At 46.7% G+C, this 16,863-nt stretch carries 13 protein-coding genes and 1 pseudogene; 8 read left to right on the forward strand and 6 right to left on the reverse strand.

Going from position 1 to position 16,863, the window contains the following annotated elements:
* Positions 1 to 213 precede the first annotated feature (213 nt).
* The 4 genes from QUA88_RS16990 to QUA88_RS17005 form a co-directional block, all read right to left on the reverse strand.
* Positions 214 to 2,574, reverse strand: coding sequence for a cache domain-containing protein (locus tag QUA88_RS16990; protein WP_333272762.1), 2,361 nt, complete (start codon positions 2,572 to 2,574; stop codon positions 214 to 216).
* A 742-nt stretch (positions 2,575 to 3,316) separates the two neighbouring features.
* On the reverse strand, positions 3,317 to 3,781 hold the full coding sequence (locus QUA88_RS16995) for a hypothetical protein (protein ID WP_333053853.1): 465 nt from the start codon (positions 3,779 to 3,781) through the stop codon (positions 3,317 to 3,319).
* A 188-nt stretch (positions 3,782 to 3,969) separates the two neighbouring features.
* Complete coding sequence (locus QUA88_RS17000; RefSeq protein WP_333053855.1) at positions 3,970 to 4,530, reverse strand: sugar O-acetyltransferase; 561 nt, start codon at positions 4,528 to 4,530, stop codon at positions 3,970 to 3,972.
* Between the two features lie 247 nt (positions 4,531 to 4,777).
* On the reverse strand, positions 4,778 to 5,452 hold the full coding sequence (locus QUA88_RS17005) for an MBL fold metallo-hydrolase (protein WP_333053856.1): 675 nt from the start codon (positions 5,450 to 5,452) through the stop codon (positions 4,778 to 4,780).
* 33 nt (positions 5,453 to 5,485) lie between these two features.
* Between QUA88_RS17005 and QUA88_RS17010 the strand changes: the two genes are divergently transcribed.
* The 5 genes and pseudogenes from QUA88_RS17010 (at position 5,486) to QUA88_RS17035 (ending at position 12,739) form a co-directional block, all read left to right on the forward strand.
* Positions 5,486 to 6,958 carry a site-2 protease family protein gene (locus QUA88_RS17010; protein WP_333053858.1) on the forward strand — a complete coding sequence of 491 codons (1,473 nt, stop codon included), beginning with the start codon at positions 5,486 to 5,488 and terminating at the stop codon, positions 6,956 to 6,958.
* 202 nt (positions 6,959 to 7,160) lie between these two features.
* Positions 7,161 to 7,760, forward strand: a complete 600-nt coding sequence (locus QUA88_RS17015; RefSeq protein WP_333210286.1) for a hypothetical protein — start codon at positions 7,161 to 7,163, stop codon at positions 7,758 to 7,760.
* A 230-nt stretch (positions 7,761 to 7,990) separates the two neighbouring features.
* Positions 7,991 to 9,012 (forward strand): annotated as a pseudogene (locus tag QUA88_RS17025) (DUF6745 domain-containing protein).
* 163 nt (positions 9,013 to 9,175) lie between these two features.
* Entirely contained in the window at positions 9,176 to 10,357 is a 1,182-nt protein-coding gene (gene sat / locus QUA88_RS17030) for a sulfate adenylyltransferase (RefSeq protein ID WP_333272768.1), read from the forward strand.
* Between the two features lie 207 nt (positions 10,358 to 10,564).
* Positions 10,565 to 12,739, forward strand: coding sequence for a caspase family protein (locus QUA88_RS17035; RefSeq protein WP_333233032.1), 2,175 nt, complete (start codon positions 10,565 to 10,567; stop codon positions 12,737 to 12,739).
* 243 nt (positions 12,740 to 12,982) lie between these two features.
* Here QUA88_RS17035 and QUA88_RS17040 read toward each other — a convergent pair whose 3' ends face one another.
* Positions 12,983 to 14,287, reverse strand: coding sequence for a valine--pyruvate transaminase (locus tag QUA88_RS17040; protein ID WP_333264007.1), 1,305 nt, complete (start codon positions 14,285 to 14,287; stop codon positions 12,983 to 12,985).
* A 27-nt stretch (positions 14,288 to 14,314) separates the two neighbouring features.
* Entirely contained in the window at positions 14,315 to 14,503 is a 189-nt protein-coding gene (locus QUA88_RS17045; RefSeq protein ID WP_333272771.1) for a hypothetical protein, read from the reverse strand.
* Between the two features lie 170 nt (positions 14,504 to 14,673).
* Here QUA88_RS17045 and QUA88_RS17050 point away from each other — a divergent pair, with 170 nt between their 5' ends.
* From QUA88_RS17050 to QUA88_RS17060, 3 genes are all read left to right on the forward strand, one after another.
* Positions 14,674 to 14,919: a hypothetical protein gene (locus tag QUA88_RS17050; protein WP_333264001.1), complete on the forward strand. Its 246-nt coding sequence runs from the start codon at positions 14,674 to 14,676 to the stop codon at positions 14,917 to 14,919.
* A 77-nt stretch (positions 14,920 to 14,996) separates the two neighbouring features.
* Complete coding sequence (locus tag QUA88_RS17055) at positions 14,997 to 15,539, forward strand: peroxidase-related enzyme (protein ID WP_333263997.1); 543 nt, start codon at positions 14,997 to 14,999, stop codon at positions 15,537 to 15,539.
* A gap of 6 nt (positions 15,540 to 15,545) precedes the next feature.
* Complete coding sequence (locus QUA88_RS17060; protein WP_333053875.1) at positions 15,546 to 16,766, forward strand: adenylate/guanylate cyclase domain-containing protein; 1,221 nt, start codon at positions 15,546 to 15,548, stop codon at positions 16,764 to 16,766.
* The last annotated feature ends 97 nt before the right edge of the window (positions 16,767 to 16,863 follow it).

Genomic DNA, 16,863 nt, shown 5'->3' on the forward strand with positions numbered 1-16,863 from the left:
GTCTTGACTATGGGATGAGAATTAAATAAAATCCACTTTTCATGACTGTTGTGGGATGGGCGTCCCGCCCGTCCTTTCTGGGCGGGCGGGACGCCCATCCTACAAGAAAAAAGGGAAATTATTTAATTGACGATCCTATGAAGCCAAATTAAGCTTTTCGCGCCGCTTACTAGCAAGATTTGCGACGGGTTTTCCTGGCGGCAAAATGCGATATCAAACGATCGGCAATTTTACCATAAACTCAGCACCGCCCCCAGTTTGAGATTTAATTTGAGGTTGCACCGGAGATTCAACTTTCAGCCTGCCACCGTGCAATTCTACAATAATTTTATAGCACACCGACAGATCCAATCCTGTAAATTTTTTAAAGGATTTAGTAGGGCCAAACTCCTCAAATATTATTTGTTGAATTTCCGGCGGAATTGTTGAACCATTGTGGGCGATCGATACAACAATAAACCTACCTGTATCATCCTCGAAAATATCGGTTTTGATAGTAATAATTTGAGCCGAGTTTTCAATACTTTTAACTGCATCTATAGCATGGCAGATCAGACTCGCGAATACCTGGCTCAGTTGAGCGGGATAACACAAAATTGGCGGCAGGTTGTGGTATTCCTTGACTACTAATATTTTTTGCTCCAGTCTGTGAGCCAGCAACAGCAAAATATTGTCGATGCTCTCATTAACGTTGGCGTGTTCTTTGTTGGCTTCGTCAGGAAGTGAAAATTTTCGCAAAGCTAGGACTATCTGGCGAATGCCATCGGCTCCTATTTTCAAAAAATTGAGGATTTGTGGCAACTCTTTGCTGATAAAATCTAGGTCGCAACGCTCTATTTTTTTGGCAATTCGCGGCACAGGTTCGGGATATTGTTCGCGATAGAGGCGAATTATACTAAGCAAATCTTTGATATAATCGTTGAGGTGTATCAGGCGACCGTAAATAAAGTTAATCGGGTTATTGATTTCCTGGGCAACTTCGGCGGCTAGTTGACCCACCATTGTAATTTTTTCGCTTTGTACTAAATGCTCTTCGGTGATTCTGAGTTTGGCTAATACTTCTTCCAAAAGTTTGAGTTCTTCTTGAATTTGCCCGTGGAGTTGGGATTGGGAAATTGCGATCGCCAGCGAGTCGGCAATTGCTTCCAAAACTTGCACCTCGTCGGGACTCGCAAATCGGCGGTTTGCACAGGCGAACAGATATCCAAGCCGATGATTCTCGGTTAGTACGGGTACTGCTGCGTAGTGACTATTTGTAAGTTCGATATGGGCGTGTTCCTCAGACGCTGTGGCATCAGGGGCGGCGGTTTTATGTAGCAGTATCGTTTCGCAGCGGTGAAGCCGTGCAGCTAAATCTCCAGAGGGCCCTCCTGGAACACCAAAGATTCCCAAGCGCCCCGGCAAACCTTCCCGGCAATATTCCCAGCTAAATTCTAAAGTATCTTGTCGGGGATCGTACCAGGCGAAAATTGCTCGATCGAGCTTCAGTAAAGTACCGAGTTCGTCTACTGTAGTTTGGAGGATGCGATCGAGGCCCAAGCAAGCGCGAATGCGGCCAGTCAAGCGGTGGAGAAGGGCTTCTGTGCGACTGCGAATGCCATTTAGGGCAAACAGCTTGAGCGCCACAATTGCACAGAAAATAGCTGCTGCTGCAAGTACGCCGGCGGCTACTGCTAGTATCTTGAAAGGAAGGAGTTCTTTTTCGAGATTGTCGCGGGGAATTACGAGGGCGATCGACCATTCAGCTTGTTCTAAAGGAAGATAGGCAACATAAACTCTGGCGTCGTTAATTTGAGTCAGCACAATGCCAGTTTTTTGATAAACCATCTCCCGCGCTACATTTGCCAAATTAGCATCTGCAGACTCTAAAAGACTGGGAGCCGAATTGTCGATATTTCCGATTAATCGAGCGTCGGGATGCACAATCGGCACTCCTTGAGAATTGAGAACAAAAGCGTAAGTTCCGGGGCCATATTCCAGCTTTCTTACTACTTGGGCAATTCGAGCCATGCTAATGACGCCGTTCATTACGCCGATCGGCTTTTCGGTTGTTTTATCAATAGAATTTGCTGAATTTGACCACACAGGAGCCGAAATGGGAACAATACTTTGTCCTTTGAGCGTGCGAGAAATGGTAGGATCGGAAACATAGACTTCCCCAGCCATTGCCTTTTTGAAGTGTGCGCGGTCGCTGACATTAATCAACGCTCTGCCGACTTTTGTGGTGAAATAAGAACCGTCAGGATCAATTAATGTGAAGTATTGGAATTTTTGTAGTCGATTTACTTCCGATTTTAAATAAGGCTCTGCCACTGACCAATTCATCGAACGAACGGGAGCAGTATTGGCGAGGACTTCGATCTCAGCCTTTCTAGTGCCGAGCCAGCGATCGATCTTGTTGGCCCGCTCCCTAACTTCTAACAAAGCATTTCGCTCTAAATTTGTGATAATCAAGCGACTAACGCTTTGATAGCTCATACAACCAGTGATGCTAGCTGCCAGAATTGTTACGCCCAAAATTAAGAGCGCAGTTTGGTACCCAAGAAGGTATTCGCCCTTTAATCCCGCTGGCAATAGTCTAGTTAATTTCCACCACTTTACTCTCGCAAAGCTTCGCATGGTTTGACCAATTTGTGAGATTGAAATCTTTAGCTCACCTACGATCTACTCGCCCGCCTGCCAGTAGTCTTAAACTACTAGCATTCAATAATTGCGGGGATTTTTTAATTTTTTCCCGCCGAGCGGCTCCTATCGTTTGCGGTTACACTCCTTATGATATAAAGGACACGGCCGTGCCGTTTCCCTACCCAGATTAATTGTAAGGACACGGCACTGCCGTGTCGAAAGCGGTGGGTAATATTAATTCTGATGCTACTCGATTTGATATCACTTTGTTAAACAGGAATAATATTATACCACTTCTTTGACAAAATAAAAAAAATCATCAACTACTTAATTCTTTTTGACAGGCGTTAATAATTGATGTTATTTAGGTGATGTGAGAAGTAGACTTTTTAGGTTGAGATGCTTGGTGTGTGTCTTAATCAAAAGTCCTGACTGTTTTTACTTCGTAGTCTGAAACCCTAGATTTTCAGTTGATAGTTCGATTGCTGAATCGCCTTAAAACCCTTATTCTACGGTTGTCATCAAAAACTGTCAGCACTATTGCTTGATAACGAAATATTGAAAATTTTTCGTTCATTATTAATGAAGGAAAAACTTGTTAAATATTTTATTTACATCTCAAAAATCAAAACTTTTTGCGGTGCATCCGCTGGCTGAGGCACTGTTAAATTGCCCCAGTTGCGGGATTTGTTTAAAGAACCTTGTGAGTGTGTTCGTGCTGTTTCACATTATCTTCAGTGCGAATGACGCGCTCGGAGTTGAGCACCCTTTTGCGTTCTAAGGAATAAGTAAAGTCGTTGCGAACTGTTCCCAAGGGAATGTGAAGTTGAGCTTGGGGGCGGATTTTGTAAGTGCGGGCAGCAGCGATCGCCCGAAAGCCAAATTCTTCACTAAACTGAGATGATGTCGGGAATTCTGGCAACATTTTGGGTGTTTCGCCGTCGAGCACTGCTCCCAAAGTCGTCCCGCAAATCATTAAATAGGATGTGGGAATTCCCTTCAAAATTGCTTCTAAAGCTGCTGAGGGAATAGCTTCTATTACTTGCACTTCAAAAACTTCGCCTTCTTCTTTGATGAAGCAGGTAGCTACACCGACTGCTATGTAGTCGTCGGTGCAGAGATCGGGAGCGTTGGGATAAACTGTTGCAGTCGTCATAAGAAAAGCTTGGTAGTGTGGAAACCGGGAACGAGAAATTAAGCGATTTTAGATTTGAGATTTGAGATTTATTCCACGATTTTTTTCGGGGATTTTACGTTAAAAATCTCAAACCGGCGGTTCTAATAGCTAAAATTTTTGGTTAAGCTCCAAGGAGCCGATCGCACGATTGTGTCGATCGTACCACATCAAGGTAGATGCCGGATGATTCGGCAAGGATTCCCCGCCGCCACGACGTTTGCGGGAATATTTTTGACAACAACACTGCCTGCGCCGATCGTGCTATTGTCGCCAATAGTGACTCCTGGACAAATAATACTGCCGCCGCCAATCCAAACATTATTGCCAATATTAATTTCAGCGGCGATTTCCCGGCCAGAAAGTCTAATTTCCGGGTCTGTGGGGTGAAAAGCGGTGTAAATTTGTACATTTGGCCCGCACAGCAAATTCTCGCCAATGTTAACTCGATTGCAGTCGAGAATCACGCAACCAAAATTCATGTACAATCCGTTTCCCGCATAAATATTACTGCCGTAGTCGCAGTAGAAAGGTGGCTCGATTTCAACTTTTGGGCCAACTGCACCGAACCATTCTGCGAGAATTTCTAACCGTTTGTCTGGTTCGTCTTCGCCGGTAGAATTGTAAGTTCTGGCGAGGCGGCGGGCTCGCTGGCGCTCTAAAATTAATTGCTCATCAGCAGCTAAATACAATTCACCGGCGAGCATTTTTTGTTTTTCGGTTTTTTCCACAGTTTTTTCCACGGTAAGAATCGGCGGTTTCAACCGCTACTTCACCAACGAACTTCATCTCTAAGAGACTGAAAAATAATGTAGGGTGCGAAGGGCGCACCTTACCGCTATAAGCTGTTGCGGCATTTAAATTGTCTGTCAAAAAAAAATCTTGTGGGTGGGCGTCCCGCCCGCCCTGAATATACAATTTAAATGCGCGACAGCTTAATTAGCGCGTCAGATCATTTTTTGATGTTGTAGCATACATTTAGGGTTCAGGTTTTGACTGCAAACAAACAGCTAAATCCAGATTGGCTAATTTCTCAAAAGCTCGATCGATCGATCCTTTTCCCCGCAAAAAACCAGTATTTGCACCGGGGCAAATATATTGTAAAGTTTCCGGCGAAAATCGATCGATAATTGACTTCACGCTGTTAATTTGCCTAGGCCAGTGAAAAGTTTTTGCCGTCAACAGCGGTACTGGGGCGGCTTCTCGGTTGGGGAGCAAGTGCCTACCCGAAAACAGCACTCCACCGCTGCCACTATGATAAAGGCAAGAGGAACCAGGAGAATGGCCAGGAGTCCAAAATGCTTTGATTCGATCGCTCACAACAAATTCTCGCTCAAAAACCGTCACCTTCAAACCCGGCAGTAAATAAGCTTCCTGCTCTTGAATCAGGATCTCGCACCCCGTGGCTTCCTGAATCTCCCGCGCCTTGGCGATAGCGCCACGGTGGGTGAGAAACAGCAGTCGCACGCCGCCGTGTTCCCGCAAAAATGTTTGGTTAATCTCATCCCAAGCGGGACAATCCACCAGGATGTTAGTTTGGTTTTCTACAATGAAATAGGCTGTTGCACCCAGGGTATCCCGGTTAGGGGGGAAAGCCAGGATATTGTCGAGCACGGGCCTGGGTTGTTTGGAGACTGAACTCTGTTGTTTCAAGGAAGTATTTCAGAAGGGAATGGGATAAATATTATGTTCTTTTTACTATGGTTGTTCGTATTGGGGCTGATATCCTACTACTTGTTGCAAAACGGCACCAGCCGCATCACCAAGACTCCGATATGGCTGCTGTGGCTGGTAATGATGGCGCCCGCGCTGATTTGGGGTGGTTGGATGTTAGTTTACGGCACGAGCAAAACTGTACCGCCGGAGTTGGTAATTATACCTTTTCTGGTTTGCCCTTTTTTGTATTGGTTTTTGGTACAGTTGGGGCGCAAGAAAATTACCGCCGAAACTGCACAGCAGGTAGCAGACTCGGAGACTGAACCTGCAAAGCCAAAACCGCCCGTGCGGCCGATCGATGCAGCAGAAGAAGCGAGTTTGCGCGATTGTTTTCCTTGGTCAATTTACTTTTTGCGAGATTTGGAATTTCGGCCCCAGGCTGTAATTTGTCGCGGACAGTTGCGGACGAACCCGGAGGCGGCTTATGAGGCAATTCGGGAGAATGTGGAGAGGCTGTTTGGCGATCGCTTTTTAGTAGTATTTCAAAACAGCTTGAGCGGTCAACCTTTTTTTGCTATAGTTCCCAATCCCAGCCACCAATCAGGCGAAACTCCTGTCAAAACCGAATCTGTAACCAGGCCATTTTTTGCATTAGCTTTGCTGCTGATCACGGTGTTTACGACTACACTTGTCGGGACGCGACTTGCCGGAGTTAGTGAACAAGCTTTGCAGTCTAACCCATCAATGTTGCTGCAGGGTTTGGCTTACTCGCTGGCTCTAATTACATTTTTGGGAATTCACGAATCCGGCCACTATTTAGCGGCCCGATTTTACAAAATTCGCACGACTTTGCCTTATTTTATTCCGATTCCTTTTTTCTTGGGAACTTTTGGCGCCTTCATTCAAATACGGAGTCCCATTCCCAACCGCCGAGCTTTATTTGATGTTAGCATTGCCGGCCCCCTGGCGGGTTTAGTGGCGACAGTGCCATTATTAATTTGGGGTTTGAATCATTCGACTATTGTACCGCTGTCAGACAAGTCGGGAATGTTAAATTTTGACTCTTTCAAACCCAGTTTTTCGCTGCTGATGACTTTGTTGAGCAAGTTAACCTTGGGTGGTGCTTTCAATGCGGAAACTGCGATCGATTTGCATCCGGTAGCGGTGGCGGGTTATTTGGGTTTGATCGTGACGGCGTTTAATTTGATGCCGGTGGGACAACTCGACGGCGGGCACATTGTACACGCGATGTTCGGCCAGCGAGCGAGTATGGCGATCGGGCAAGTTGCTAGACTTTGTATGCTGCTGCTTTCTTTTTTGGAACAGGGTTTGCTGCTGTGGGCGATTATTTTGTTTTTCACGCCGCTAAACGACGAACCGGCGTTGAATGATGTCAGTGAATTGGACGATCGGCGGGATTTTTTGGGGCTAATGGCGATCGGGCTTTTGTTAATGATTTTGTTGCCGGCGCCCAGGGTACTCCTTGAGTGGTTAAATGTTTAGCAGGAAGAGGGAAGTTCGGCAACGGATTCGCTCGACGGATTTAACTAACGGATCGATGTCGAAGTTCGAGGTAATAGAGAGGAAGGAAGAAAAGAGAGGTTGACAAAATCCTGCAAGGGTTGCTATACAAGCGAGTTTAGAATTTATCGACTCGCTTTCTATCTCGAAGTAATCTTTATTTTCACCGACTGATTAGAGAAATATGTCTTACAAATCCTTTACTTTCCAACAATTAGAAGAGCGCTTTGGATTGGAGCTATCACTCAGTCCTCTTTTGAGTGCCAAGGTGGTTCCAATAGAACCCTCCGAATGGCTTTGGAGAGCAATCGAAATTAGTTCTAACACTGCTGTTACAACTGTAAAAGAACGTTCGGAACGGATTATTTCTCCTATTCTGTTAGAATTTAGAGAAAGGAACAACAGACAATTTTCTCTTTTTTCTGGTTGGTCATTTGATGTAGATCCTGAGCGGGGATTGAATGGGGAATGCGACTTTCTATTGTCTTCCGTTCCGTTTGATTTGGAAATTAAAGTTCCGGTTTTTGTATTGAGAGAAACTAAAGGCGGAGAAATAGAATCTTGTCTGCCACAGTGTGCAGCACAAATGGTAGCGGCTCAGCTATTTAACGAACGCGAACACAGTTCCATACCTGCAATATATGGCTGCGTAACTACTGGGGTTGTCTGGCGGTTTCTTAAATTAGAAGGAAATAATTTAATTATTGATGTTGATGTTTATTGTCTAGATAATGTTTCTATGATTTTAGGTGTTTTGCAAACAATCGTTAATTTATACCAATAAGTTGACGAATCTAATAAAATAGGTTTATAGGAAAAATCCCTGGTTATTACCAACTTAATAATATTTTTTTCCCAGAGGCGAGAGCGAAAAAAATTACCGAAAATCAAATAATATCAAATCCGTTGGCATCGGAATGATTCATCTGTCTCTTCCGTTTCTCTGTATTCTCTGCGCCCTCTGCGGTTTAATCATTCCAATACAACCGGAATTCATTTAATATAGCTGTACCAATAATCGCAATGACTCCAGAAAAAACAGCGCTAATTCCGATTTATCGCGAGCAGTGGCGACAAATTGGACTTTCGATCGCACAGATCGATCGCCCGCAAGCGACAGCGGCCATCAACACCGCCTACAAGGGAATCAATCCAAAATCGAAAATCGAAAATCCTCAAGCCCCCGCATTTATCCGTGGAATCGCCTCTAAAATCTAAAATCTAAAATCTAAAATCTAAAATCGATTGACAGCCCTTACATAGCTTTGCAAGCAGTTGAACCGCTAAGGATACGCGATTCTGGTCTGGGAATGGCCAGCGAAATCAGAAACAAAATTCATAATGAATTGTACGATATATTAAGAAGTCAACTGGACAGGAAATTAGAAAATAAGATTTACAGCCAACTCTATAATCCGCTGTACGCTCAACTGATGAATCAACTGCACCTTCATGTTAAAGACGAAGTTTACGTCAAATTAGCAAGGAAGTTGGGCGGGAGATTTCAGATGGAAAACTGCGGCTGGATTTACCCGTTTGAGAAAATGTGCTTTGTGTGCGATCGCTCGATCCAACTTCATTTTGACAACGAATATTTGCTCCACGCTTTATGTCAACCAGCGGTTGAATTTGCTGACAAGTTCAGTCTATACTCTTATCGTGGCGTCCGACTGCCGGAAATAATCGGTCAAATTCCGCCCCAATCTTGGCAAGCTTCATGGCTGTTAAAAGAACAGAATGCCGAAGTGCGGCGAGTTTTGATTCAGGCGATCGGCTATCCGAAAATTTGTCAAGAATTGCAAGCAACTGAATTGGATAAGTGGGTAGCCACGGGGGGCTACCCCTACCAAGAATATACTTTGTTGAAAATTGAGAATAATATTGACATAGAGCCAATTTATTTGTTAAAGATGACTTGTCCGAGTACGGGACACCTTCACGCTTTGCGAGTGCCGCCAAAAGTGTGCTCCGCTAAAGAAGCGATTAGCTGGGTAAATTGGGGAATAGATCCCGAAGAATTTCAAGTCCAGACTTGAGGCGAAAGTTTAGAGTTTTGAGTGCGCGAGTTTACAGTTAAAGAATTACAGCGCCACAAAAGCAGCGTTGTGCACAAGTCCAGAACAATTAAAAAATGTAGAATTGCAGCCACCGCTTGATACTATGTACTCTGGCAGCTAAAACCCACAACTTCAAATCGACATGAGCCAGCATTCAGACCGCATTGCCCCTCACGGCGGCATCCTGGTCAACCGCATTGCCACACTAGACCAAAGACAAGAATTTTTCGACAAAGCAGAGTCCCTGCCGCGAGTTCAGCTTTCAGATCGATCGATCTCCGACCTGCAAATGATCGCTATCGGCGCCCTGAGTCCCCTCAAAGGGTTCATGAACGAAGCTGATTATCGATCGGTCGTTAAACAAATGCGCCTCTCCAACGGCCTTCCGTGGTCGGTTCCCATCACCCTCTCGGTAACAGAAGAAGTCGCCGCCCCCCTGAAAGCAGGAACTTTAGTGCGCCTCGACACCCAGGCGGGCGAGTTTGTCGGCATCTTGGAACTTGCAGAAAAATATCACTACAGTAAAGAAGAAGAAGCCATCAACGTCTACCGCACCGACGACATCAAACACCCAGGCGTCCAAGTAGTAGACAAATCCGGGCCCGTTAACCTCGCAGGCGACATTTGGCTGCTGGAACGCGAACTAGATGTTCGCTTCCCCCAATACCAAATTGACCCGGCGAAATCGAGAATGCTGTTCACAGAAAAAGGATGGAAAACCATAGTCGGTTTCCAAACCCGAAACCCCATCCACCGGGCCCACGAATACATTCAAAAATGCGCCTTAGAAACAGTAGACGGCTTGTTCTTGCACCCGCTAGTCGGGACGACAAAAGAAGACGACATCCCGGCTGATGTGCGGATGCGCTGCTACGAAATTCTGCTAGAAAAATACTATCCAAAAGATCGCGTAATTTTGGCAATTAATCCGGCGGCGATGCGCTACGCCGGGCCGCGAGAAGCAATTTTTCATGCTTTAATCCGCAAAAACTACGGCTGCACTCACTTTATCGTGGGGCGCGATCACGCTGGAGTTGGCGATTATTACGGGACTTATGATGCCCAATATATTTTTGACGAATTTGAGCCGGGAGAATTGGGAATTGTGCCGATGAAATTCGAGCACGCTTTCTATTGCACACTGACGGAACAAATGGCTACAACTAAAACAAGCCCCAGCACTCCCGAACAACGGGTGCATTTGTCGGGAACCAAAGTGCGGGAAATGCTGCGCGCTGGAAAATTGCCGCCGCCCCAGTTTTCCCGGCCGGAAGTCGCTGCTGAATTAGCCAAGGCAATGAATATTTTTAGTTACGAGATTTAAATCTTGAACTTTGGTGGGGGCGACATTCTGAAGAGTTTTGAATTTTGAGTTTTGAGTTAAAATTTTATAATTTTAAACTTAAAGCTCAAAACTTAAAACTTAAAACTTATCTTAATACTAAACACTCACAACTTAATTAAATTCCCTAAAATTATTGCGGGGAATTTAACTAAAAAGTCACAACTTAAAATTCAAAGCTATTTAAAAATGGGACTCAAGCGGCGGGAATTTTTGCAGCAAGCTGGCCGGGTGCTGGCCGCCATCGGAATCAGCGAGGCCCTGTGGCTGCAGTTGGGCGATGGCTACCTCCAAGCCTTAGCGCAACCGACAGCCAGGAAATTGGCTTTGTTGGTGGGCGTTGACAAATATCCAGACTCGCCCCTGCACGGCTGCGTCACGGATGTGGAAATGCAGCGGGAACTGCTGATATATCGGTTTGGGTTTGTGCCGTCGGACATTTTGACTTTGACTGACGCTCAAGCTACGAGGGAGAATATCGAGACGGCTTTTGTGACTCACTTGACTCAACAAGCAAAACCCGGTGACGTGGTAGTTTTTCACTTTAGTGGCTGCGGTAGCCGAGTCAGTTTGGGCGAGTCTCCCGGAAAAATCCAAAACAGTTTGGTGCCGGCGGATGATGTTTTGCCGTTGTTAGCCAACCGGGCGGTGAACGATATTTTAGAGGAAACGCTGTTGCTGTTGATGCGATCGCTCGCGACAGAAAATGCGATCGCCATCCTCGACACCAGCTACCCCTATCCGGGTTTCTCCAAAAACGGTAACTTTCGCATTCGCTCCCGCCCCCGCCCCACCATCGGCCAGCCTCGCCTCGCAGAATTAACGTTTGCCCAAGGCCTCCGAACCCGCAAAAATCTTCGTCCTGCCGCCGCCGTAGTTGCCGCAGGCGCGAATTCCCAACTCGCCGCCGAACAAGAGTGGGACGGATTTACCGCAGGTTTGTTTACCTACGCCCTCACCCAAACTTTGTGGTGGGCAACTCCCGCTAGCAGCTTCAGCGTCAGTTTCAGTCGCGCTGCGGGCAATGTTTACAGCAAGCTGGCGGGGTTATCGCAGCAACCGCAAATTCTCAATCACGATTTAACAATCGCGCCGGCGGTGAATTTTTCAAATTTAATCTTCAATTCCCCTGCATCTGACGGCGCTGTGACGGCGGTGGAAGAGGGGGGCAAAACTGTGCAGTTGTGGCTGGGGGGGTTGTCGCCCTCGGTTTTGGAGTGCTCCGGGGGTTCTGTGTTTGCTGTGGATTCTTCCGAGGGCGCGAGGCTGTTGCTGCGGGGACGCACGGGCCTCTCTGCTAAAGCCCAAGTTTTAGATGGGTCTGCTCAAACAGACGGCCAATTAACAGTCGGCGAAGTGGTGAGGGAAGAAATTCGGGTTTTGCCGCGAAACATCGGTTTGACAGTAGCTTTGGACTCGGGTTTGGAACGCATCGAGCGGGTGGACGCTACCAGCGCCTTTGCGACTGTGCCGCAAGTTTCGGCGGTAGCCAGCGAGCAATTGGCTGACTGTCGGTTCGGCAGAGTCCCGGAAACGACTTTAGCCGAAACTTCTTCGGCTCACGAGCCTGCTTTGTATCCCAGCCGTTACGGTTTGTTTTCTTTGGCTCAAACGCTGATTCCCGATACTGAGGGCGACGGGGGAGAAGCAGTTAAGGTGGCGGTGCAGCGCTTGACTCCGCAGTTGAAAGCGCTGCACGCTGGGAAGTTGCTGCGGCTGACAGCCAATGAGGGGTCTTCGCGCCTGAAGGTGCGGGCGGTTCTGGCAACTACCGCACCGCAAGCGCGGGCTGTGGCGCAGCGAGAGCCGGTGCGGGCCGGCGGTGATTATCGGCTGGAACCGCTGAGCGGAGAAAGTGAGAAATCCGCCCGCGATCATATATTAAGTGTGAGCAACAGCAGCCGAATTCAGTGCAGATTGTATAACGACAGCGATCGCCCGGTTTACTTTGCGGTGTTTGGCTCGGACAGCGGGGGACGGCTGTCTGTGCTGGGCGCTGAGGGCAAAGACGCTGTGGGGGGAATGTCGCGGCCGATCGCTCCGGGGGAGAATTTGACCGTGCCGGCGGCTGGGACGATCGGGTGGCCGGTATCTGCGCCGATCGGACTTGCGGAAATCGTGATTATATTTAGTGAGACTACCTTCGATCGAACTCTAGCTGCAATAGAAGCCGAGATCCAGCAAACGAGGGATGCCCAGCCAATTCGAGTGCTGTTGAATCCTTTAAATGTGGCGCGGGCGGTACTCGAAGATTTGCACGCCGCTAGCATTCCGGGGGTACAGAAAGTGGGGCTATCGACGGATGATTTGGCTTTGGATGTGAATGTTTGGGCAACTCTGAGTTTTGTTTATCGGGTAGTTTAATTGTTAAAAACTCCTCGATCAGAGTCGGCGATTGAAATCGCTTTTGATATTATGTCCGGTCGATTACCCCTAATACGGTAGAGGCGGGTTCACGAAAAATATCTGTCAATAATTGACAATCTCAAAAACCCGCCCTTTTAATCGCGGTCACTCGATCGGACTCGGACTTTGTTTGACTCTCGACAGCGGTTTCAACCGCCGCATCATAAAGGGGGTGGATTTCGCCGGATTTGGTATCAGAAATCAAGACTGATAAAGCTTTTCTACCATTTGAGCCAAGCGTTTCATGGCAGTTTCAATCTCATCATTTGTTGCAGTCAAACTGATGCGTATACACTCATGTTTGTGCTGCCAATCTTCCCGCAAACCGGGGAAAAAAGAACTTCCTGGCACCACAATTACGCCGACTTTTTTCAACTCTTGATACAGTTCCCAATCAGTCATTGGCAAATCTTTCAGCCACAACCACGCGAAAATTGCTCCTTCGCCCCGGTGCAAAAACCACGGCAAATCTTTCGGCATTGCTTGTTCTAGAGTGCTTTCTACGATCGCAAATTTGCTTTGATAGTACGGGCGAATTACGTTGATGGAGATGTCGGCAAGAGCGCCGGAAGCAATAGCACGAGTTGCGATCGCCTGTCCGTATCTCGGCGAATGAATGCACATATTGGTCTGAAAACATTCTAATATTTGAATGATTTTTTCATCGCCGATCGCAATTCCGATTCTTTCACCCGGCAATCCGGCTTTCGACAAACTCATACAGTGCACGATATTGCCGCCAAAAATCGGCGTCATTTCGGTAAAATTCAAGGACGGGAACGGAGGGCCGTAGGCGGAATCAACGAACACCGGCGCGTCAAAAGCGGCCGCTAAATCGGCAATTTTCTTCACTTCGTCGTCGCTGAGAACGTTGCCGGTGGGGTTGCAGGGACGGGAAAAAATGACGCAACCGGTGGTTTGGTCGATCGACAATTGGCTGAAATCCGGGCGGTATTTGAACCTGTGGGCGGCTGCATCAATATCGAGGGTAGGTTTGCAGGCGACTACCGCTTCGGGAATCAAGCTCACGCCGCCGTAACCCGTGTAGTCTGGGCTCAGCGGTAGCACGATATTTTTAAGGCTACCCCCCCTAGCCCCCCCTTGGTAAGGGGGGGATGGGGGGGGTGCGGTGTAGCCGCCGAAAGCGTTGGCTGCGTAGAAGTAAATCGATTGACTTCCGGGAGTAATTAGGATATTGCGATCGGTCAAATTCAGTCCGTAACGCTGATTAAAATCCGCCAACACCGCATTGATAAAGGGCTGATAACCTTGACTGGAACCGTAGCGACAAACCACCTCGCCGTATTCCGGGCTCGCCAAAAGTTCCGCAGTGCAGTCGCGCCACAACTGCTCGACTTCCGGCAAAATCACCGGATTTCCGGCGCTCAAATTGATAAACTCCTGCCCGCTGCCGGCTCGGAGTGTTTCAATAATATCTTTCATAATTGCCCGAACTCCCGTGAGGTGGGACATCTGAGCGCCAAATTGAGTCAGGGCAGGGTTCATAGCAAATGCAGCGACAATGATAGAAGTTTACAGTTTACCCATGATAACTCCAGTCGCCGGCGTTAGCCTAGCTGATCTGGGGCATGGGTTGTCGATCGAGCGTCTGATTAATTCAATAAAGTCGATCGCACAGCGTTTTATTTCTTCCCCTGTGCGCGCCGGAGTATAAGATTGCGGCCATTTGTGGAGTTCGATCGAACTGAGATGTTGCACCATTCTCAATAAGCTTTTTAGGAACAGGCTTTTCGGCCTGTTCCACAAGAAAATTCACTCTTTGTGGAACAGGCCGAAAAGCCTGTTCTTGACAATGGTGCAAGATGTGAGATCGAACAGTGTTTTTTACCTAAAAATTAGCGAACCGAACAGCCATCTCTAATTCAAGAGTTGTGGTAAGATTTCACGCCGTCGCGCCCGATGAATTGCCGATCCTTGACAACAACCATTGGAAACATCTAAAATTAGTCGTAAAACCCGATCGCAACAGAATTTTATGGGAGCCTGTTACTGCTATAATTACAGGTTTAATCCAGCCTCAAAAATCCGATTTGTTGCTAGCTCATTTTCATGATTCGCGGTTTTTTGACAGCGGTGCATTTTATTATCAATCCGACTCAAGCCAATATCTGTCGTAAGATCGACCTTTGAGTAGCATTACATAACAAAAACGTAAATTATCACCCAGTTAATTGCCGTAAAATTCAACAAAAAAATGACACACTTTCCACTTATAGAATACGAGCAACTTACAGATCCTAAAGCCAAAGCAGTGTACGAAGAAATCTTGACAGAATTGGGGTTTGGCATCGTCCCCAACCTGTTCAAGTCAATGGCAATCAACCCTGACATATTAGAAGCAAATTGGAAAAAATTCCGGGGAACCATTCTGCAAGGAGACTTACCCCGCACGCTTAAAGAAATGGTCGGCGTCGCTATTTCCCAATCAAATAATAGCGAGTACGCTCTCCAAGTTCACCTGCACGGATTGTCAGCCTTGGGGATGAGCGAAGAACTACTGCGAACCCTAGTTTCTGACTTTGCCAATTGCCCTTTGCCAAAACGTGATAAAGCCGTAATTACCTTTGGCTTGCTCGCTGCTACAAAACCCCTGGAAGTGACAGAAACTGATTACCAAAACCTGCGGGATTTAGGGCTAGATGATTCTGAAATATTTGAGATTATTGCGACAGCAGACTTGTTTAGCTTTGTCAACCGATATACGGATGCAATAGCCCTGGAAATAGATGCTTTGTAATCTACATTGTATACCCCTATTATGGGCGATCGGCTAGAAGATCAAGATCGAGAAGAACTTCTGTTGACAGCCCGCCGTTTGTTAGCAGAAGCTCAAGCCCTTTCCATCCGCATTTCCGCCGTTAACGAAGTTGCCACAGCCATTAACCGCACCCTCGATCTGGGCCAGATTTTGCGGGTAGTAGGCAAGCAAGCCAAATGGTTGCTCGACTTTGAACACTGTAGCGTTTGCCTGCACAGCACTAATGCTTGCATGACTTTATTTGGCCCGCATATTCCTGTAGATATTGCAGCCCTCCCAGAGGGCGGCCCTATTCACAAGGCCTTCAACACACGTCAACCTCAATTAATTCAAGAAGCGGGTGCTACTGCTATTTTATCCCCCTACGCTTCGCAAATAATCCTTCCTTTGGAAAGCGAAGGTAAGGTTTTAGGAACCATTAATTTTGCCACAACCAAGCCGCGAGCTTACACTCAAGAAGACTTGCGAATTGGCTATCTTTTGGCTTTGCAACTATCCTCAGCCATCCGCAATGCTGAACGTTTTAAAGAAATAAATAGGCTGTATTCCGAACTCGATGCCGAAAAGCACAAATCCGATCGGCTACTGTTGAATGTGCTCCCGGTTGAGATTGCTGAGGAACTCAAAAATAACGGCAAAGTGGAACCACTTTATTATGATAACGTATCGGTTTTATTTACTGACTTTAAAGGCTTTACTCAGTTATCTGAAAAAATGACGCCGCGAGAATTAGTTGACGAACTAGACTATTGTTTTTCTTATTTCGATCGCGTGATGGATAAATACTCTATGGAAAAACTGAAGACTATTGGTGACAGCTATATGTGCGCGGCCGGAATCCCTACGCCTCGCCCAACACACGCTTTTGACGCTGTACTTGCTGCCCTAGAAATTCGACAGTTCATGGATTTGCGAAAAATACAGAAATCTCAACAAAACATTGCTTATTGGGATATCCGCATTGGCATTCATTCAGGCCCAATACTGGCTGGGGTAATTGGCAATAAAAAGTTTTCCTATGATGTCTGGGGAGATACAGTTAATACTGCATCTCGGATGGAATCTTCCGGTGTCCCTGGAAATATCAATATCTCTCACGACACGTTTGAATTAGTTAGAGATTTTTTTGAATGCGAATACCGAGGCAAAATTTATGCTAAAAATAAAGGGGAGTTGGATATGTATTTGGTTCGCTATCTTAAATAAATTTGGGAAGGGGTAATTGCTAAGGAATGAGAATTAAATAACTTCCACTCTTGAAAGTGGGATGGGCGTCCCGCCCGTCCACTCATGACGGGCGGGA

Source organism: Microcoleus sp. D3_18_C2 (assembly GCF_036702395.1).
Lineage (GTDB): Bacteria > Cyanobacteriota > Cyanobacteriia > Cyanobacteriales > Microcoleaceae > Microcoleus.